The sequence below is a fragment of the Barnesiella sp. B2-R-119 genome (assembly GCF_023656675.1).
In the GTDB taxonomy this organism is placed as follows: domain Bacteria; phylum Bacteroidota; class Bacteroidia; order Bacteroidales; family Barnesiellaceae; genus Barnesiella; species Barnesiella intestinihominis.
This window is the reverse complement of the sequence record NZ_JAMOKL010000004.1, coordinates 18612-38480: the sequence shown is the minus strand read 5'-3', so window position 1 is coordinate 38480 and position 19869 is coordinate 18612. Positions and strand designations below refer to the sequence as shown.

Below are 19869 nucleotides of genomic sequence, written 5' to 3'. Positions count from 1 at the left end.
ATATATATTTCTCGTAGTCATTAAATGCGGCTGTCTATGCGTATAATGTTTTCGACAATGAACAGATCGCAAATTTCTTTTTTCTCGATTTCGATGTCGTCGTATTCTTTGTTTTCACTGCGTAGGATAACCCTATCGGGATTATCGTGTTTACGAATATATTTGACCATGCGGTAATCTTCCAGCAATATGACGTAGATTTGCCCCCAGAAGATAAGCTGGGGATTTTTTATTTCGCGGATTGCGATCATGTCACCATTGTTAATAACGGGTTTCATGCTGTCTCCGCTTACTTTGACAATGCTGCAATCGGGATTGATGAAAGGAACGTCTATACTGCCGATTACCAAATCCTCGGTAAACATGCGATCCCGCGCCAAATTACCGGCGGTTACGTCCAGACCGTATACTTTCGCCCCATTTCTTGCTTCTGGTATAATCGCTTCCGAGGGAAGAGTTAATGTGCGTATATGAGAGTGTGCATCGTTGTCTGAGGGACGAAACATATATCCTTTACCCGTACATAGCCATTCTTTCGATACGCCCAAGTCTGCGACGATTCTGTTGATAAGTGAGTCGCTGACAGGTAGTTTTCCGGTCAGGTGTTTCGAGAAGTTGGACGCATCGATCGATATGCGTTTGGCAAATTCCGACTGGGTTACTCCAAAGTTTTCCATCAATGTCTTGATTCTCTCTATTTTAGCTTCATTCTCCATAGTCGTTCACTTTTTTATTTTCATAATATGGTAAAATTACCATAAATAATTTGCTTTTCAATAAAAGTGGTAGTATATTTGTGTGGTTTTATTACCAAAGCAAAGGTATAAACTTTTTTTGAAAAACAAAATAATAGATTAGTAATTAACATAGTTAGCCATGTTCCATCGGGGTATATTGCCTATAAAAATTGTAAACAAAAGGAGGAGATACACAGACAAAACGGGTAAATGCAGTGTGAATATACCCTGATGGAAGTGTGCTAACAGAATAGGAGAAGTTATGAGAACGATTGAATGGGAAGCTCCGGCTTTGGCATCATTAGCGGCAGCACATTGGTTGGTAGCTTATGAACGGGAAAATTCGCCACGAAAGAGGGTGAGGTATGAGAATGAAATAGAGTTCGACGGAGTGGCTTATATGTTGATGTGTGAAATCGAATTAGTGGAAAGAGAACATAAAGCGGTGTCGATGATGTGCGGTATAGAGCCTCAATATACCGATATGCCGGTAAGAATTATTGGAAATATGGGAAAGGCCATCGGCGAGATTTTGCCTGTGCTGAATAACTTTTTGGATAGTTACGGTGTTATATATGTATGATATAAACAGAGGGGTGATCCGAAAGGTGTGGCGTGGTATAAGAAGGATACTTTCGGGGTATATGACGAGGGTGTACCTGTCGGATTAAAGAAAAAGGCTGAACAAACTGTTCAGCCTTTTTCTTTTTTATCGGAGAAATAGAATTATCCGTTAACTTTTGCCATGTGGGCAATCAAATCGAGTACTTTGTTAGAATAACCGATTTCGTTGTCATACCAAGAAACGACTTTTACGAATGTGTCGGTCAGAGCTATACCAGCTTTTGCGTCGAAAATAGAAGTGCGAGTATCACCCAAGAAGTCAGAAGATACAACAGCGTCTTCGGTATAACCGAGAATGCCTTTCAATTCGCCTTCGGAAGCCTCTTTCATAGCAGCGCAGATTTCTGCATAAGTAGCCGGTTTAGCCAAGTTAACTGTTAAATCGACAACCGAAACGTCCAAAGTCGGAACACGCATAGACATACCTGTCAATTTTCCGTTCAAAGTGGGGATTACTTTTCCTACGGCTTTGGCAGCTCCCGTAGAAGAAGGAATGATGTTGCCAGAAGCGGCACGACCACCACGCCAGTCTTTCATAGAAGGACCGTCAACCGTTTTTTGAGTAGCGGTAGTAGAGTGAACGGTAGTCATCAAACCATCGAGAATACCGAATTTGTCGTTCAATACTTTGGCGATAGGAGCCAAGCAGTTGGTTGTACAAGAAGCATTGGAAACGAATTGAGTACCTTTAACGTAAGTATTTTCGTTAACACCGCAAACGAACATAGGAGTATCGTCTTTGGAAGGAGCGGACATAACTACGTATTTAGCACCGGCTTCGATATGAGCTTGAGCTTTTTCTTTGGTCAAGAAAAGACCGGTAGATTCTACAACATATTCAGCACCTACTTCATTCCATTTCAAATCGGCAGGATTTTTTTCGGCTGTAACACGAATAGTTTTTCCGTTTACAATCAATTGACTTTTTTCAACATTCGCTTCGATAGTTCCATCGAATTGTCCGTGCATAGTGTCATATTTCAACATGTATGCCAAATAGTCAACCGGGCAAAGGTCGTTAATACCTACGATTTGGATGTCGTTTCTTGTTTGTGCTGCACGGAAAACGAAACGTCCGATGCGGCCAAAACCATTGATACCTACTTTAATCATTGTAATAAAACTTTAAGTGTTTATTGAATAAAAAATAACATCTTACTTTTTTCTTCTTTTTTTGTTCTGCTTTCTTAAAAACATTTACATTTGTAATATTGTTTAACAACCACAAGGTGTCGCACAACAACTCATCAAAGCAAGCAGCGCAATCAAAAAGGCAATTTTGTATTTCATACAAGTATATTTTGTTCCTAAAATTGCGATGCAAAGGTAAATATTTTTTTTGAATACAATGTATGTGAATGTGAAAATAAAAGAAAAATTTCTTTATTTGCATTGTGTTGAGTTTGAGTAATCTATCTAATATTAATAACTCGTACTATTATGAAAAGTTCATTTTTAGCAGACTTTAAAAAATTTGCCATGCGAGGCAATGTCATCGACATGGCTGTCGGTGTAATTATCGGTGGCGCTTTTGGAAAAATCGTATCTTCGGTTGTCGCCGATATCATCATGCCACCTCTCGGGTTACTGATCGGCGGTGTCAACTTTACAGATTTAAAATGGGTGATGAAAGGGCCTGAAGTAGTCGATGGGGTAGAACAGGCTGCGGTTACACTTAATTATGGTAATTTTTTACAAGCAACCTTCGACTTTTTGATTATTGCTTTTTCTATTTTCTTGTTTATTCGACTTTTGACGAAGTTAACGGAAAAGAAAAAGGAAGAACAAACGGCTCCTGCTCCTGCTCCTGCCCCGGCTCCTTCCGAAGAGGTGAAATTGTTGTCGGAAATTCGGGACTTGTTAAAGAAAAACGAAGAATGAGAAGGAGCTCGTTCTCTGCGAAAAATAATAATGCCGCTTTCTTATCAGAAGCGGCATTATTATTGATGACAGGTTTTATAAATTATCCTATGATATACTTGCTTTTGGGCAGGTAGGATAACAAATATACGAATATGTAAACCGTAATAAATGTACACACGGCGATCAAGGGAATTGTGACATAGGCCGCATCCGAGATAGACTTGAATAGTCCATAATAGAAATTTAGAAACAGAATGTGGGCTAAGTACATTCCATAGCTTTTTATCGATATATCCGACAGCAGTTTGCAGGCTGCATTTTTCCCTTTTAAAGATAATCGGCCGATTAGAGAGAAGAGGCCTAATGTCATCAGGAATACATTTACCGTACAGAATCCCCAACTAAGCTCCAATTCGGGCACAGTGGGAACCGTATCGATACGTGAACAGAAAATCCCGGCCGAGAGAGCGAAACCGCCTATGAGTATTATCCAAGATAATGCCGCAGAAGGATAGCCGAATCTTTTCAAATAATATCCTAAAATGAAGTATCCGATGAATCCCGTGAAGTAATAGAGCAACGGTGTGTCGTTCCAGAATGCTTCGCCAAGCACTTCGGGATAAACTAAATGAATATACGGGATAAAAGTTGTGATTATCCACAAGCCGAGATATCCTTCCAATTCTCGTTTAGATGCTTGTTGTAACCAAGGGGAAATAATCGGGGTTACCAGATAGAGCCCGATTAACATGTAAATATACCATAAATGGCCTATTTCACACCCGAAGTTCACGGGAATGTGTAAAATATTAAGTGCCATTTGGCTAAAAGAATCCCCACGGCTTAACACGTAGTATCCGGCATATAATACACACCATGCGATGAATGGATATATGATTCGGGTGAAACGTTTGCGAAAAAATGTGGAAATTTTGTCTTGCATAGGGAGTAACAAGAATCCCGACAGCATGACGAATAGAGGTACAGATGATCGGCATAATGTGGTTATGATGCCAATCCAAAAAGTATTGTCTCCGGTAACAACCGTTCCTCCTTCTCCTATATAGTAAAATTCGCTGGCATGTTGTTGAATGACCAAGTAACAGGCAATAACTCTCAATAAATCGAGCGAATAATTGCGATTCTTAATCATGAAAATAATTGTTTATGAAATGTTGGTGATGAATTTTATTGAATAATTAGTTGAAACGTAGTTTATCTCCAATGACAGTAGTTAGTATTGTTCTTTTTCGTTGGGAAAATCTTGTGTTTTCACGTCTTTTACGTAGGCCTGTACCGCTTCGGTGATCGTTGTACTTAAATCGGCGTATCGACGAAGGAACCGTGGGGAAAAACCTTTGTTGATGCCCAACATGTCGTGCATGACGAGGACTTGTCCGTCTACACCACCACCGGCTCCGATACCGATGACCGGAATGGTTACTTCCTGAGCTACCCGGGTGGCCAATGTTGCCGGAATCTTTTCGAGAACGAGGCTGAAACACCCTATCTCTTCGAGAAGATGAGCATCCTCGATGAGTTTATTAGCTTCTGCCTCTTCACGAGCACGGACGGTATATGTACCGAATTTGTTAATGGATTGCGGAGTCAGACCTAAATGCCCCATAACGGGTATCCCGGCACTGAGTATGCGCTCGATAGATTCACGGATTTCGGCTCCGCCTTCCATCTTTACACAGTCGGCATGCGTTTCTTTCATGATTCTGATTGCCGAGGCAACAGCTTCTTTGGAGTTGCCCTGATAGGAGCCGAATGGCATATCGACGACGACTAAGGCACGTTTAACGGCTCGGACAACCGACTTCCCATGATAAATCATTTGGTCGAGAGTAATAGGTAAAGTCGTTACATTTCCGGCCATTACATTGGATGCCGAGTCGCCTACCAGAATGACATCGATTCCGGCTTGGTCTATAAGAGTCGCCATTGAAAAGTCATAGGCGGTTAACATCGAAATTTTTTCGCCGCGGAGTTTCATTTCCATCAGGCGGTGAGTCGTTACTTTACGAGTATCTTCGGTATATGTAGACATAATTTTGATTGTTTGAATTTCGGGACAAAGGTACACTCAAATTTTTATATTGCAACCTTTTTCATTTTTCAATCTTGTTTTCTGTATATTTGCATAAAGTGTAGAATGGATTGATTGTACGGGGCGATCCTCTTTGCACCCGGAGGCGGTAACACAGATCGTGCAGATATGATTGCGGTTTTTCTGTGATTACAGCCGGTCGATTCTGCTTGTTTGAATGAGTGTTGATAGTATGGAGAAAGAAAAGTCGTCTCGGGAAGTTCCCGGTTGGTTCAAGATTTTAATCCTTATAACGGCTTTGCCGGTTTTTGCGTGGCCGTGGTTGATGAGCCGGGTAACGTTTGTATTTGTCGAAAAAGCCGCTGGCGATGCTTTGCCTTGGGCTTTGGTCATGTTGTTGCCTTTGTATGTGGTTTTGTCTACGTGGATTAGTTATCGGGTGTATAGTACCCGACGAGAGATTTCGTGGATTTTACAGGGCTTGCAAATGCTGGTGTATTTGGCCTTGTTTGTTTTGATTTTGTAATTTGTGATTACGGATTGTATAGATCGGGGTTGGAAAAATTGATAATGTCCATTACCATTTCATAGGCTTGTTTGGCCGGGCTTTCTGGATTGATTTCTATGGCTTTCAGATAATTTTCGATTGTGAGTTTCCAGTTTCCTTGTTTCCAAGAGACCAGTCCTTTCAAGTAGTATGCCTTGTCGTCTTTCGAGTGGGTCGAGAGCCATTCGTCGATGTATGCAAGAGCTTTTTCCAAGTTGTTTTCTGCGATGAGCCGGTTTATTTTTTCTGAGTCCATTTGCTGTTTTCTTTTGGGCAAAGATAGTGTAAACCGAGGGCAGAAACAAATATACTTGTTGACGTATGGATAATGTGACAACGGGGAAGTCCTAAGAGCAGGACTTCCCCGTTGTTTCAATTTGCATCTTTGATTAATGGGTTAGTTTTTCGGGTTTGGGTAGTTCTAATTCGTTCCCTTCGGGAGCCCAGATAAAGCCTTTGTTGTTCCATGTGCGCAGATAGCCGCCGATGTTGTTGTTAATCATCAGTAGCTGGAATGCATGTTTGCCTTTTTGCAAAGCGATGGAATTACGTGTGCGAGAATGGCGTATGAGTTTACCGTCGTTACTGATGATGACCTTTCCGTCTATTCTCAGTTCGTCCATTTCGGAGGAAAAATAGTATATGCCATCGGCGGGAACTTCGAAGTAGCCGGTGTAGCAGTATGCTCCTTTGTCTTCGATATCCGGTTTGAATTCAAAATCTTTGACAATCTTCGGTGCACTCCAATGCGCTCCATCGAGGTCTTTTACAAAATAGAGGTTTCCCTCGGTACGTCTCAACTCGATACCGGGTTGGGTGCTTTTTTCGGTAGCCGGCATGAGCTTTTCGCGAACTACTTCGATAGAGCGTACCGGACTTAATTTCCCTGAGGGGAGCATAGTGGCTATTTTGACTGTTACATCTTTATTGATATGTAACGGATTTTCGTATTTTGTCGAACTTGTTTGAGGCTCACTTCCATCGGTCGTATATACCATAGGATAGTTGCGGCTGTTTTGGAATGTCAGCGTGGTATTTTCGGTATATGCAATACGGTCGGCCATAGGGCCTTCGGGCATGGGTATGTGGTAGTTGATGTGGTGCATATCGAGTCGGATCAATTGATTGTCGAGCCGACGAGTGAAAGAGTTGTAATCTTTTTTCTCTTTGGGTGTCCAATCCAATTCTGCCAAAGCCAGCATGCGGGGATATAACAGGTATTCGGTATACTCGGGGGTTACGGCATATTCGGTCCACATGTTGCATTGTGCTCCTAAAACGTGGTGCCGCAAATTTTCTGGAATTTTTGGAGATTTGGGGTCGTAGCTATAAGTTTTTTCGAGAGGCAGTCCGAATTTAATGGCAATGGGTTCGGCTTCGACGGCTCCTTGTCCATGATCCATATACATCCATTTGGAGGGTGTCATGATAACATCGTGTCCCATAGAAGCGGCGGCAATGCCTCCTTCTTCACCTCTCCAAGACATCACAGTTGCTGATGGAGCCAGTCCTCCTTCGAGAATTTCGTCCCAGCCGATCATCGATTTTCCATGAGCAAGGATTATCTTTTCGATACGGTGAATGAAATAGCTTTGCAGTTCGTGGGCATCTTTCAGGTTTTCGTCTTTGATTCTTTTCTGGCATTTGGGGCATTCGTTCCATCTTACTTTGGGGCATTCGTCACCGCCGATATGGAAGAATTTGCCGGGAAACAGAGGAATGACTTCTTCGAGAATGTCTTGTAAGAATTCAAAAGTTTTGTCATTCCCGGCGCAATATACGTTGTCTTCCACGCCCCATTTGTTGCGTAGTTCAAACGGGCCTCCTGTACATGAATATTCGGGGTATGCGGTCAAAGCGGCAAGTGCATGTCCGGGAAGTTCTACTTCGGGGATAACGGTAATGTACCGCTCTGCTGCGTAAGCAACGACTTCTTTGATTTGTTCCTGTGTGTAGAAGCCCCGATGTATGCTTCCATCGGCATTCCGGCGTACAGAGCCAACCTCGGCGAGACGGGGATATTTTTTTATTTCTATGGTCCACAGATGGTCGTCGGTCAAGTGCCAATGGAAATAATTCATTTTGAACATGGCCATGATGTCGAGTTGTTTTTTTACAAATTCCACGTCGTGGAAGTGGCGACATACGTCGAGCATCATACCTCGGTATCCATAGGCGGGTTCATCTTTGATTTCCACACAAGGGATTTCCCATGCTACGTTATCGATAATCGTTTCGCTCTCGATTTGGGGAGGAAGCAACTGCATAACCGATTGCATGCCATAAAAGATTCCTTGCGGAGTTTTGGCTTTGACAATTACCTTTTTGGGGGTTACTGTCAGTTGGTAGCCTTCGTTCCCTATTTTTAGTGACTTGTCTATTTGCAGACTGATAGCGTTTGAGCTTCCGCTGTTTTTTATATTTAGATTGTATCCTGTGGAGTATAGGATTTTTGACTGGAAATAGGCCGCTACTTTTTTTAAATCAGCTCTTTGGTTTTTCCCAATGGCAAAAGAGGTTTTGGAATTTAAAGTAAAATGTCCGTTTTTCTGAACCAAACTTTGGGGAGTGGGAGTGATGTCCAAATGGTTGTCTTGACCCATGATTACAGAACTCGATAGGACGAGAAGACAAATCCATAGGCAAGAAATAGAAAGAGCTCTTTTCATTATAAATAATTTTTATGAGATGAATAATAGGGTCGTTAGTTTTCTCCGTAGTTTACAGTAATGTTGATTACATTCATGTTGTTTACTTCTATTTCGACAGTTTGGTATCCCGATTTTTTGAAGATGAGATATTCGTGATTGCCGGTAGTGAATTTGAACTGACCTTTTGCGTCGGTAACAGCAATGGTTTCTCCGGTGCTTTTTTCAATAATCTGCATATCGGGAACGAGGGTAGCCTGCACGTCACGCACTTCTCCTTTCACTTCCATTTGGCGGGAACTTTTTTTGTTTTTAGGTTTTACGATTTCGTCATTCCCGATCGTCGATGGTTCTCCCGCCACGATAGTTTTCGACAAAATGATATTATTCGATGCTTGTCCTACTTCCAAAATGAACTCGCCGGCTTCGACGAAGCGTTGGTTTTTCTCGTCGACCAAATAGAGATCGGAGATGGGTACTTGAAGTTGTACGGTGCGGGTTTCACCGGGCGCTAATTCTATTTTTTTGAAGTCGCGCAGTTGTTTTACCGGTGTCACATAGGTACTGGCTTTGTCTCGGACATATAATTGAACTACTTCTTTACCGGTGTATTTCCCCGTATTTTTTACTTCTACTGTGGCGTGTATCGTGTCGTTCAATTCGTATTTGTCTTTGTCGGTGGAGAGATTCTTATAAACGAACGAGGTGTAGGAAAGTCCGTATCCGAAACTATATAGAGCCGAAGGAGCCGAGAAAACATAGTCCCGTCCGGGTGAGTCGTAGCTTCCGGGGTTTTTGTAGAATCCACGGTCGGACGGCAGATAGTTGTAGTAGACAGGCAAATGTCCGGTGCTGCGAGGGAAAGAGAAAGTGAGTCTTCCCGAAGGAACGACTTCTCCGAATAGGATATCGGCAATGGAGTTTCCGGCTTGTTCACCGGCATACCATTGGACGAGTATAGCGGGCAAATTGTTCTTTTCCCATTCTATGACAAAAGGTTTTCCTGTTACCAATACAAGTATGACGGGAGTGCCGGTTTGATATACTTCGCGTATTAGTTGCGATTGCGCGCCCGTGAGGTTCAAATCGTTCAGGTCGAACCCTTCTCCGCAAGTGGAGCTTTTGTAGTCACGGGCCAAAGCGGCACTGGCGCTACCGCCGAAAATTACGGCTACTTCGCTGTTTTTGGCGGCTTCGACCGCTTCGGCTATTCCCGATGTGTCCAATGATGTGAGACTGCAACCTTTGGCGTAGTGTATGGCGGTGTTTTTGTTTACCCGGTTCTTGATACCTTGTAGCGGGGTGACACCGTCTTTGTTGTTGCGGCTCCAAGTGTAATCTCCGAATTGGACTTGGTCGGCATTGGGCCCGATAATGGCGATCGATTTCAGGCTTTTGGCATCGAGCGGCAGTAACTGGTTTTCGTTTTTCAGCAGGACGGTCGATTCGTCGGCAATCGTTTTGGCGAGTTTGACGCTTTCCGGGGAGTGTCGTTTACGGTTTTTGAAGGTTTTTCCGTAAGGGTCTTCAAAGAGTCCCATAGCGAATTTTGCGAATAAAACCCGGCGGACGGCCGTGTCGAGAATTTTTTCATCGAACTGGCCTTTTTCGATCAATCCTTTCAGGAAGGGATAGCATTTGCTCGATGCCTCGGCATCGAGCCCGGCGGAAATGGCTTGAATGGCGGCCTCAGAGGAGTTGCGGGCTGTGAAATGCAATGTTTTGAGCATTTCGATAGCACCCCAGTCGGAATATACATATCCTTTGAAGCCCCATTCGTCACGAAGTATATCGGTAAGCAGATAATGTGATGCTGAGTTGGGTATATGGTTCCAAGAGTTATAGGTTGACATGACTGCCAATATTCCGGTGTTTTTAACAACCATTTCGAACGGTTTGAGATAGATTTCGTGCAAATCTCGCAATCCGCATTCTACCGAGGCTAAATTTAATCCGCTCAACGGGTTGCCGTGCGGGCCGTAATGCTTCAACATGGGCGATATGCCGTTTTCGAGATACCCCGAAACCTCCTCGATGCCGAAAAGGCCGCATAGATATGGGTCTTCCCCATAGGACTCTTCGACCCGTCCCCAACGTAAATCGCGTACTACGTCTATACAGGGGGATAGAACTTGTCGAAATCCCATGCTGTGGAGATCGTCGGAAATCATTTGCGTTTTCTTTCGTGCCAGTTCGGGATTAAAGGTGCTCCCCAAAGCGATGTTTTGGGGATATATGGTGGCTCCGTCGTGCACAGCACCGTGCAGAGATTCTGCAACCGTGAAGATGGGTATTCCCAACCGGGTTTTTTCTACCATGTATTTTTGAATGAGATACATGCTTTTAGCGCAATTGTCGCCGGTGAGGGGAAAGCCTTCGACAAATCCCCATGAAGTATTACCTGCCCAATCGGTCAGTTTTTTCATATCGAGCTCTTGCCTGTTAAAAATTTTCGAAGAGTGTATGTGCCGTATTTGTGCGATTTTTTCATCGACAGTCATGCGGTTCAGCAAGTCTTCTACGCGTTCCTCGATGGGGAGATTTTTGTTTTTGTATGGCAGGGATTGGGCTTTTGCCATATCGAGGGTCGATGTGGCGGTGAGAAGGGATAAAAAGGCTATAAAAATTTTGTGTCGCATAATGTGGTATGTTTTTAAGGATTCTGTTTCTGTAAAAAGACAACCGACATAGGCTTTTTTACATAGGAGAACCGGGATATTTAAATGTTTTTATAGGTTTGTTGTAATTCGATGAAGTATTTTTTATAGATTTCTTCGACAGCAGAAATCGCATTTCCGGTAGAGGTACTATCGTAGCGTGTATCGGAGTCGACCCAATTTTTTTCGATTTGGAAATAATCGGGTTCTTGTGCGGTTTCTCCTCTCAATAGAGCCAGTTTGTAGTCGACCCATGCTTCCCAACGAGGCAGATACATGTCTCTCATCAACCCGCTCCATTCTTTAAGGGCGTAATCATGGAGTTTTGAGTCGTGGTTTGTCCAAGTGGTAATTTGTCTTTTTGCGTTTGCAACGAAACGCTCCTGTTCCTGAGGCGTACAAGCGGCGTTGCGTGCTTGGTTTATCCATGTTCCTACATTGAACTCTTTGCGGGTGGACAGCAGTTTGTCTTCGTCTCGAATGAGAGCGAGGAATTTGGAGGAATAGGTTTGAAATCCTTTTAAATCGTTTCGATAAAAGGCGTTTACAGCCTGTTTGTGAAGATATTTTGCGTAGTCACCCAAAACTTGTCGTGTGAGATCTACCAAATCATATTGATAGGTTTCGGATTGTGCGAATTCGTGTCGGACATTATACATGCATTCCCATGCTGTAACGATTTCTGCGGGATCATAGAAAATCTCGGCAGTACCCCATGACGAGGCGTGTTTGATTGTATCGGAGGGGCGTGCACATATATAAGATTCGACGGGCCCTCCTATTTCATTGTGACATTCGTAAATGGTTTTCGACAGAATTTCCCAAGCTCGATTGCAGTTTGGATCGGCTTTACCGTACCGATATTGCGTATATTGGTTCACCCAGTCTTTTATATCGATGCTATCTTCTCTCCAAGCTATGTCGTATACCATGTCATATACGACGGGAATCGTACCGATTCCCTCGGGAGCTGTTCCTATTCCACATAGGTTTTTTCCCAACGGGTGGTTTTTGGCAAAGACTACACCAGAGGCATAACTGCTCATTTTGCCATGCAGCCCTGTTTTCCCGCCGAAATTGGGCAGTGCGCACCAAATCCAGTCGTGGTGCATGTGTCCTTCGGCTTTATAAAACAACGAGTTTTTTATGCCGCCCCATTGGGGACGCTCGCATGCCATGAGGTCGAGAATGATGGCCTCGCCATGTTCCAGCCCTTCCAATAGGTCGCGCATGGGGTTACGTTGCCAGCCTTGTATGATCCATATAGCTTCCGGGGTTTTGCGTCTCATGGCTTGCAGTATTTTTTTAGCCGCGGCTTTTACATCGATACCTTCCGACTGACCTCCTTCGTGGAATGGGTCTCCGGCGAAATAGACGGCTTTACCGAACAGTTTTTCCTGTTCGTCGTAGTATATGTCGGCGATTTTATCGAAAAGGGGATCGTTCGGGTCTAAGAACGCAGGACGCTGATAGGTTTGCCATTCACCTTGTTCCTTGATGTTGGCTTCGGGGAATTTTTCTTTCAAACTGTTGGGAACCATGCCATAGAATCCTTGAAAGACGGGAGCCATACCCAACTCTCTCATGCGACGCAGCATTTTTTGTTGGAGGTCGGTTTGCCGGTCTATGAATTTTTGGGAAACGGGGCCACCGAAGCCTTCGAGATTACCCATGAGCCACCACGCTTCATAGCCGGCTCCGGGAAGGAATTCCGATATTTCTTTTTCGTTATATCCCAGTCTTTTGAGCGTATTTTGCCAAACGGCGTACTGGCTGTTGACAGCCATGAGAGGGAGATTGACACCTTGCAGGGCCATGCGGTCTATTTCTTTTTCCCATTCTTCCCACCCCCAAAAAGCCATAGAGTAGCTATATGTGCAATAATTCAGATAATACCGCAGGGGTTGAGAGGCTTCGATATGAACCGGTTCACCGACTGCGGGCAGTGTGTCGGGTATGGAAGCCAGATTATCGCCACACCAAGAAACAGAGGCATGGCAATAGTGGCGCAGATAGTGGTTTAGTCCGCGTGCCATAGAGATTCCGTTATTCCCTTGTATCTCTATTTTATCGCCATTCTGCCTTAGTTCGAAGAAATCTTTTTCGGCAGGAACGAGCGTAAAGATGAAATCATCGGAGTGCGATGGCACAATGCGTCCGGCGAGCCGGGCGGCAGAGTCGGTGTATTCCGGAGTCCGGGAGCAAGAGGTAATACATAAGGCTATGAGTCCTATGAATAAGAAACAGTGTCTTGACATGGCTTTATGAAAGTTTCAATTAAATTTATTTACATATAATGTCTGTGAATACAGGATAGTGGTCCGAAATTTCACCCAAATCTATCGTTTTTCCCTCGATATTTATTTCTCGCACGATTTTGCTGCCGACTATCTTTATCTTATTCTTCCCTTTTTTGCTCAATAAAATGAAGTCGATCAATGCGCCGTTGTCGGTTCTTCCGGGGATCGTGTTGCCGACCGTGTCGCTTGCAATGATAAAATCTTTTTGGTATAGAGGAAAAGATACATTGCTTCGCGACCAGCGGAAAGAGTCGTTGAGGTCTCCGGCCACGAATACGGGTTTTTTCATTTCGCGGGAGTCGTTGCAAATGATTTTAGTTCCTTGTCTGCGTTTTTCGTTATTGAGGTCGGAATGTGTGGCGATGAATACAAATTTTTCGAGTTCCAGTTGAATGGCCGCTCTCGGCTCGTCTCCCGGGAGATAAGCGATGTACCGGCTGACAATCGGCAGATTTTTTTTAACCAATGCGCCGCAACCGATGCTTCCCTTCTTGTCAAACCGAGCCGCATTGGCATACACATCGGTATATTCGATTCCTGTATGTTCGGCTATTTCGCGCAGCAAATAACGGTTTCCACGGCTTTGAGAGGCACTGTCCAATTCTTGCAAGGCGATGACATCGGCATCCAGAGCTTTGATGACTTGTGCAAGTTTTTTCACGTTGCCTTCGTTGATTTCTCCCGGATCATAGCCTCCTTTGCAATAATGGGTGTTGTAAGTGAGTAGTCTGATTGCTCCCGGGGCTTTGGGATAGGACTGCGGTTTTACCGAGAACAATGTCCCGGCCAAAACAATGGAGAGTAATATCGCTTTCTTCATGATGTGTTTTATGTGTTTGTCGGCTGTTTTTATAGGGATAAAAAGAACTCGAAGTTCATTGATATGGACTTTGATAATTGTATAAATAAGTTTAATAAGAATGACTTATCTCTTGATAATCTTTCCTTTGAATGCCGTGCCGTTATCTGCGAAAATTTCCACGATGTATATTCCGTTCGATAAAGAGGAGATGTCGACCGATGCCGTGCCGGGGTTGTTTGCCTCTAATTGTTTTTGACCGGTCATCGAGTAGATGTTTATTTTTCTGACGGGGGATTCGCTTTGAATGTTTAATGTGTTTTGTACTTGGGTGGGATATATTCGAATCGAATTGCTTCGGGTGGCATTTTCGATTCCGCTTAGCCCGGGAATCTCGATGTCTACATAAACGGGGTAGTGGTCGGATATCGATCCCAAGTCAATGACCGAACCGTTTACTTTCAATGTGCGGACAATGTGTGTCTCAACGATTTTAATTCCCGAGTTTTTATAATCTTTGAACAAGATATAATCGATGAGAGCCCCGTTGTCGGTCCGACCCGGAATGGTGTTACCTTCCGTATCGCTGACGATAGAAAATTTATCGGCCAGTACGGGGAATGCGATTCCTCCGTTGCCCCATCGGTGAGAATCGTTCAAATCGCCGGCGAGGAAACAGGGTTTATGGATAAAGTCGGTTTCATTGACCAATGTACTTGCGCTTTGGGTTCTTTTTGCATTGTTCAGGTCGAGGTGGGTTCCCATGAATGTGAATTTCTCGAAATCCACCCGTACTGCGCTACGAGCTTCATCGCCTGCCAACGGGATAATCTTTTTCTTTACTACTTCCAAATCTTTTTTAAAGAGTAGTCCCGGACCTACTTTACCGCCATTGATGGGGGCTAAGCCTCCGAAGAAGTGCTGATAATCGAGTCCGGTGAATTCGGAGATTTGTTTTAACAGATCTCTTCTTCTACGATCGCTCATGGCGCTGTCCAGTTCTTGCAGGGCAACTACGTCGGGGTCGAGGGCTTCGATAACCGAGGCAAGGCGCCGAGTGTTGTAATCGTCGATAGAGCCGGGGTCGCTTCCTCCTTTGCAATAATGAGTGTTGTAGGTGAGCAGACGAATGACATTTTCTTTTTTGGGGTATGTCTGAGCGTTCAAACTGATGTTCAGACAGATAAAAAACGCGAGTAATAGAGTAATTTTTTTCATGATAAATGTTTTTGTTTTGAAAGCCGACGTGTTGTCGAAAATCTTACGGCTATTTATATACAAGACAAATATATAGTGGAAAAGGGTAGTCTGCAAATTATTTTTTTTGAGAGGAAGCCGTCGGTCGTATCGGGGAATAATCGTTATTGGCGTTCTATGGCTGGGTGAAAGTATTGTGTTTTTGTTGGTGTTGTGGGTTCAGTAGAAAATTCATGGGGATAGACTTGAATGTTAATGAATGAGAGGGGGTAAAAAGATCGGGGTTTGTGCTTTTGTTTGTATTCTAACCCCCTCGCCCTTCGGGCACTCCCCCTATATTCCTTGCAGGAACACAGGGGGAGAGGTTGAGATGTATTCCTCTTTCGCCTTTGCTCCGATTTTATACAGAATACCCCGCCATGCTGCGGGATACGGCAGGGGGAGAGGAGGCTTACCTCTGTCATTACCGCTACCGGTATTATTTAACCCTCCCGTCACTACGTGCCACCTCCTCTATATTTTGCTGGGCAAAACACCCCGTAATGCTACGGGACACGGCAGGGGAGGAGGAGAATACCCCACAAAGCTCCGAAGGGATAAAACGGTTCAAAGTGATACTTTCAATCCTCTCCCTTTGCTCATCGCAGATGAGATAGGGGGAGTGCCCGAAGGGCGAGGGGGTTGAAAATATCATATAATCTTTGATTGAGGGGGTAGAGGTATAAAAGGAGGATCCCCACTAAGAAGCTGTTTTAAATTTATTGAGAAATAATATTATCATTGCAAGCAGGTGGGTTCCGGCCATGTTGAGCCCCTGTCTCGCATCTTGAATCCCTTGATTTTTGTCAATAGCCCGCTATTGGCTGCCTATCTCGGACTCCAATCTGCTTCAACATAGGGCTCAATCTGTCTCGGAATAAATTTAAAACAGCTTCTAATTATCAACTGAGCCCCTAATATCGCTAACGCAACGAACTATATTAAAAAATTCACAAAACGAGTAAAAATACAGGACAAACACGAACACTCCCCGCTAATTATCGGCTGAGCCGTGTTGTGTTCGGTTCGGTCTCTTTATGGGAAAAAGAAAACCGGCAAGATATGGAAAATATCTTGCCGGTTATTGTTATTGGAAGAAAAAATTGTTTTCTACTTACTTTTTAATAAACTTGGCTACCTTTTCACCGTTGGCGGTTACTACTTTGATGGTGTAGATACCGGGTGCGAGGTCTGCTATTTCGATAGTTTGAACATTGTCTTTTACGCTTTTTACACAAGCTCCCGTAAGCGAGAAGATGTCTACGCTCTGTACTTCTTCGCCTTTCACCGTGATGTAATCGGCTGCCGGATTCGGTCCTACTGCAATGCCGTTGTTTTCTACCTTGTTTATACCAGAGGTGTATTCACTGACTACTTTAACGAATACTGTTTTTAATACCAAAGCCGGGTATTTTTCGTTTGTCATTTCACAGCGGTATTCTTGATTCAGGTTCGATTCGTCGAAGCAGAACCAACCGTCGGAAGCATCGGGAGGCGTAATTTCTTCTCCATCGATGTTTTTCCATGTGTAGGTCGTGATATTACCATCTACGTCATATTCGCTGGAAAGGTCGATATCTTCTCCTACGGCGATTTCGTATTCACCGTCGGCATTCATCTGTCCGATGGGATATCCGCCGGCAGCTTCCCATTGCAATTTGTATCCGCTACCTAATACTTTTCCGGTAGTAGGGTGTACCGGCAATGTAGAGAATGTGTAGTGATTGTCTTCAATATTGAACAACCAATCGAGGAATTCGGCCGGACGACAATCTGTGAACAAGAGGGAGTTCTCGTCGGAGAATGCGTTTCTGTAACCGGCCAATTGACGACATTTTCCAGTGGATCCGCTCATATCCAATTGTTTGCAGTTTAAATTACGACGAACGTGCATATAGCAATCCTTGTCTTCGTTCGTCATTTGGATTCTTACAGTATCCAATTGGGTATTGGAGATGTGGACAACGGTAGCTTTACAATTGGTTAGTGAGAATTTTCCTTTCAAATTTTTAACGGCAGGCAGTACCGGATACCATTTATTATCTCCTTCGGAGTTTGTCCAAGATAAAGAACTCGTTTTTCCATTGAACGGAGCGCTGGCATTTGCACATACCCCAAAAAGGGTTTCAACATATCCATCGCTGTAACTAAGCCAAATTTTTCCCTCGGAGTTTTTCCACGTGTTCATGTCGTCCCAAGAGAATCCTTCGCGATTGATGTCGATACCCATTACTTCGGCATTGCATTTTCCTTCAATGGCAGAGGGTTGTTTGAAGAATGCCGCATACTCTTGGGTTTCTGTTGCGTCGAAATTGAATGTTTGAGTATCTTCTTGGGCGAAGCCAACCAAAGAAAAACAACATAAGAAAGCAGACAGAGCGACTTTCTTACCTAAAAAAGTAAACTTTTCCATACTTAGAATTTTTTAGTTAATGATAAATTAATATTTGGGTGTTTATTATAAAGACAGATGCTTTTTGCGAGAGGGTAGTCTGTCGGTCTATTTTTTTTAATAGATTGTGAATTTTATATTTGGATAGAGAATGCAGGTGCAGAAGTTATGCTTCTGCACCTGTATTCCATGTTATACACTTAGAAGTCCAGCCCGTCGTTCCAACCGGGGTTCTGTGTTAAAGCTCCGTTGGTGAGCGATCTTTCGGTGGTGGGTATCGGGAAGAAATAGTCTCTTTCTTCGTTCCACTGGCGGGGTTCTTTCTCGATGTCGTGGCAGATGATGTTGCCTTTGTCTCCATCGGTCAAGACGAACTCTTCGCCCAGCTTGTAGAATTTACGAATGTTCTTCACCGAAGGTTTTTTGCCTGTGTAGATGCAGATGTCCACTTTTTCTTTGTCACCTGCGATTCCATCGTTCATGTCGAACACGTCGTAGCGGTTGTCTCCCGATCCTTGTGTCAAACCGGGGAAGTACATGCCGAGGAAAGGCTGCTCGAACATTTTTCCTTCTTTCCATCGGATAATGTCGTAATAACGGTGTCCTTCGAGGCAGAGTTCGATGGTGCGTTCGCGACGTATTTCGAGGATCACGCCTTTGTTCGGGCCGGTGACATTTCTATAACCGGTCTCGGGTGCGCACAAATAGGGGTCGGGGTTTGCGTTGGCGGCAAGCATGTCGATGTTGGGCATGCCCACGCGGTCGCGGATTTTCTTGATGGAGATTTCGAGGTCTTCCTGTGTCAAGGTTCCTAACTCGGCTTTCGCTTCGGCGTAGTTCAAGTAGACTTCGGCGGCGCGGAACAGAATGTAGTCGTTGGAAGATCCCATGTATCCGTCGCCCGATGCATCGGTTACCCATTTGATGATTTGGTATCCGGTGGTCGACGAGGAGAAGTTGGGCGATTCCACTTTGTCGCTATTGATACGCATGTAGCCCGGACCTACGACGGTTTGAGTGAGGCGAGGGTCGCGGTTCTGCATTTCATCGTAGTATTGCATGGTCTCATAGCCGGGTTGGTCGGTGAAGCGGTCACCGTTGGTCATGAGGTAGCTGTTTACGATTTTCTTGTTCATGCCGGGACGTCCGTAGGTTTGTGCCATGGTGTTGTAATTAGCCTCGTGCTTCACACCTTTTGTGTAGTCGTAGTCACGAGCCAATATAACTTCTTGTTGTATGGCGTTCATCGAGGCAAAAAGGTCTCGATAGGGTTTGTCTCCCGACGTGTAGATGCTGTAAGGGCTCTCATCGATAAACCGCTTGGAAATGGTGGCGCATTCTTCGAGGAATGTCTCGTATCCTGCGATTCCATGGTATTTACGGAATGTTCCTTCGAACAGGCATATTCTCGATTTGAGGGCCATAGCCGTCCATTTGGTCACGCGGTACAGTTCGGAGTTGTCGTCACAGTAGTTGATCACATAGTCGATGTCGGACATGATCGAGTCCATGACGAGTTGGCGGGAGTCGCGAGGCTTTTTCAAGTCGGGGTCGTTCGATTCCAACGGTTTGTTATACCAGGGTACATCGCCGAATCTTTTTACTTTCTCGAAGTAGAAATAGGCTCTGAAAAAACGTGCGATACCATCGTAGTGCTCCCGAGCTATTTTGTTGTTACAGCGATGGGAGTATTTCAAATAGAGATTGATTTCACGCAGGTAGTCCCAGTTCCAGCCGCCTCCTTTGGTGGGGACTGTGCGGGTGAGCCCGATCGTCGTTGCGGGTAGAGTAAAGATGTTAACTATGTCTTCGGATTCTCCGTAACCAGACGCTGCTCCCGGGAACTGGCTGTAAAAATGGTTCGTGAAAGTCTCCAACTCTTCCTCTGTGTTGAAATAGGTTTCGGGAGAAAGAGAAGAAAGCGGGAAGCGGTCAAGGTCGTCGGTACAGCCGGTCAACCATAAACCTGCAACAGCCGCAACTATATATTTAATGTTCTTTTTCATGAGAATA

15 protein-coding genes are annotated in these 19869 nt (G+C 44.3%); 3 read left to right on the top strand and 12 right to left on the bottom strand.

Features of this window, described 5'->3' with window-relative positions:
* Positions 1-20 precede the first annotated feature (20 nt).
* A complete protein-coding gene (locus tag NBH06_RS08575; protein ID WP_008863213.1) occupies positions 21-716 on the bottom strand; it encodes a LexA family transcriptional regulator in 696 nt (231 codons plus the stop codon).
* A 283-nt stretch (positions 717-999) separates the two neighbouring features.
* Between NBH06_RS08575 and NBH06_RS08570 the strand changes: the two genes are divergently transcribed.
* Positions 1000-1320, top strand: a complete 321-nt coding sequence (locus NBH06_RS08570; protein WP_021892368.1) for a hypothetical protein — start codon at positions 1000-1002, stop codon at positions 1318-1320.
* A gap of 143 nt (positions 1321-1463) precedes the next feature.
* On the opposite strand, the gene gap is transcribed toward NBH06_RS08570, so the two are convergent.
* Positions 1464-2474, bottom strand: a complete 1011-nt coding sequence (gap, locus tag NBH06_RS08565) for a type I glyceraldehyde-3-phosphate dehydrogenase (protein WP_008863215.1) — start codon at positions 2472-2474, stop codon at positions 1464-1466.
* Between the two features lie 324 nt (positions 2475-2798).
* Between gap and mscL the strand changes: the two genes are divergently transcribed.
* The gene (mscL, locus tag NBH06_RS08560; RefSeq protein WP_250794220.1) at positions 2799-3242 is read left to right on the top strand and encodes a large-conductance mechanosensitive channel protein MscL; all 444 of its coding nucleotides are present in this window, start codon (positions 2799-2801) and stop codon (positions 3240-3242) included.
* 82 nt (positions 3243-3324) lie between these two features.
* Here mscL and NBH06_RS08555 read toward each other — a convergent pair whose 3' ends face one another.
* Entirely contained in the window at positions 3325-4377 is a 1053-nt protein-coding gene (locus NBH06_RS08555) for an acyltransferase (protein WP_250793829.1), read from the bottom strand.
* Positions 4378-4458: 81 nt separating this feature from the next.
* Positions 4459-5277: a 3-methyl-2-oxobutanoate hydroxymethyltransferase gene (gene panB, locus NBH06_RS08550; RefSeq protein ID WP_250793827.1), complete on the bottom strand. Its 819-nt coding sequence runs from the start codon at positions 5275-5277 to the stop codon at positions 4459-4461.
* A 232-nt stretch (positions 5278-5509) separates the two neighbouring features.
* On the opposite strand from panB, the gene NBH06_RS08545 reads away from it, so the two are divergent.
* Complete coding sequence (locus tag NBH06_RS08545; RefSeq protein ID WP_250793825.1) at positions 5510-5803, top strand: hypothetical protein; 294 nt, start codon at positions 5510-5512, stop codon at positions 5801-5803.
* A 7-nt stretch (positions 5804-5810) separates the two neighbouring features.
* On the opposite strand, the gene NBH06_RS08540 is transcribed toward NBH06_RS08545, so the two are convergent.
* The 8 genes from NBH06_RS08540 to NBH06_RS08505 form a co-directional block, all read right to left on the bottom strand.
* Positions 5811-6080: a hypothetical protein gene (locus tag NBH06_RS08540; RefSeq protein WP_250793823.1), complete on the bottom strand. Its 270-nt coding sequence runs from the start codon at positions 6078-6080 to the stop codon at positions 5811-5813.
* A 133-nt stretch (positions 6081-6213) separates the two neighbouring features.
* Positions 6214-8493, bottom strand: a complete 2280-nt coding sequence (locus NBH06_RS08535) for a family 20 glycosylhydrolase (protein ID WP_250793821.1) — start codon at positions 8491-8493, stop codon at positions 6214-6216.
* Positions 8494-8528: 35 nt separating this feature from the next.
* Positions 8529-11111, bottom strand: a complete 2583-nt coding sequence (locus NBH06_RS08530; RefSeq protein ID WP_250793819.1) for a glycoside hydrolase family 3 C-terminal domain-containing protein — start codon at positions 11109-11111, stop codon at positions 8529-8531.
* Between the two features lie 80 nt (positions 11112-11191).
* Positions 11192-13387, bottom strand: a complete 2196-nt coding sequence (locus tag NBH06_RS08525) for an alpha-N-acetylglucosaminidase (protein WP_195634446.1) — start codon at positions 13385-13387, stop codon at positions 11192-11194.
* Between the two features lie 25 nt (positions 13388-13412).
* Positions 13413-14249, bottom strand: a complete 837-nt coding sequence (locus tag NBH06_RS08520; protein ID WP_195634447.1) for an endonuclease/exonuclease/phosphatase family protein — start codon at positions 14247-14249, stop codon at positions 13413-13415.
* 105 nt (positions 14250-14354) lie between these two features.
* Positions 14355-15446: an endonuclease/exonuclease/phosphatase family protein gene (locus NBH06_RS08515; protein WP_250793817.1), complete on the bottom strand. Its 1092-nt coding sequence runs from the start codon at positions 15444-15446 to the stop codon at positions 14355-14357.
* A gap of 1132 nt (positions 15447-16578) precedes the next feature.
* Positions 16579-17877 (bottom strand): T9SS type A sorting domain-containing protein, encoded by a 1299-nt coding sequence (locus NBH06_RS08510; protein WP_250793807.1) that lies wholly within the window; start codon positions 17875-17877, stop codon positions 16579-16581.
* A gap of 179 nt (positions 17878-18056) precedes the next feature.
* The gene (locus NBH06_RS08505) at positions 18057-19862 is read right to left on the bottom strand and encodes a RagB/SusD family nutrient uptake outer membrane protein (protein ID WP_250793805.1); all 1806 of its coding nucleotides are present in this window, start codon (positions 19860-19862) and stop codon (positions 18057-18059) included.
* Positions 19863-19869: the final 7 nt, after the last annotated feature.

Coding starts and splice junctions, on each gene's coding strand:
- NBH06_RS08575 (WP_008863213.1), bottom strand. CDS start 716: ATGGAGAATGAAGCTAAAATAGAGAGAATCAAGACATTGATGGAAAAC.
- NBH06_RS08570 (WP_021892368.1), top strand. CDS start 1,000: ATGAGAACGATTGAATGGGAAGCTCCGGCTTTGGCATCATTAGCGGCA.
- gap (WP_008863215.1), bottom strand. CDS start 2,474: ATGATTAAAGTAGGTATCAATGGTTTTGGCCGCATCGGACGTTTCGTT.
- NBH06_RS08555 (WP_250793829.1), bottom strand. CDS start 4,377: ATGATTAAGAATCGCAATTATTCGCTCGATTTATTGAGAGTTATTGCC.
- panB (WP_250793827.1), bottom strand. CDS start 5,277: ATGTCTACATATACCGAAGATACTCGTAAAGTAACGACTCACCGCCTG.
- NBH06_RS08545 (WP_250793825.1), top strand. CDS start 5,510: ATGGAGAAAGAAAAGTCGTCTCGGGAAGTTCCCGGTTGGTTCAAGATT.
- NBH06_RS08540 (WP_250793823.1), bottom strand. CDS start 6,080: ATGGACTCAGAAAAAATAAACCGGCTCATCGCAGAAAACAACTTGGAA.
- NBH06_RS08535 (WP_250793821.1), bottom strand. CDS start 8,493: ATGAAAAGAGCTCTTTCTATTTCTTGCCTATGGATTTGTCTTCTCGTC.
- NBH06_RS08530 (WP_250793819.1), bottom strand. CDS start 11,111: ATGCGACACAAAATTTTTATAGCCTTTTTATCCCTTCTCACCGCCACA.
- NBH06_RS08525 (WP_195634446.1), bottom strand. CDS start 13,387: ATGTCAAGACACTGTTTCTTATTCATAGGACTCATAGCCTTATGTATT.
- NBH06_RS08520 (WP_195634447.1), bottom strand. CDS start 14,249: ATGAAGAAAGCGATATTACTCTCCATTGTTTTGGCCGGGACATTGTTC.
- NBH06_RS08515 (WP_250793817.1), bottom strand. CDS start 15,446: ATGAAAAAAATTACTCTATTACTCGCGTTTTTTATCTGTCTGAACATC.
- NBH06_RS08510 (WP_250793807.1), bottom strand. CDS start 17,877: ATGGAAAAGTTTACTTTTTTAGGTAAGAAAGTCGCTCTGTCTGCTTTC.
- NBH06_RS08505 (WP_250793805.1), bottom strand. CDS start 19,862: ATGAAAAAGAACATTAAATATATAGTTGCGGCTGTTGCAGGTTTATGG.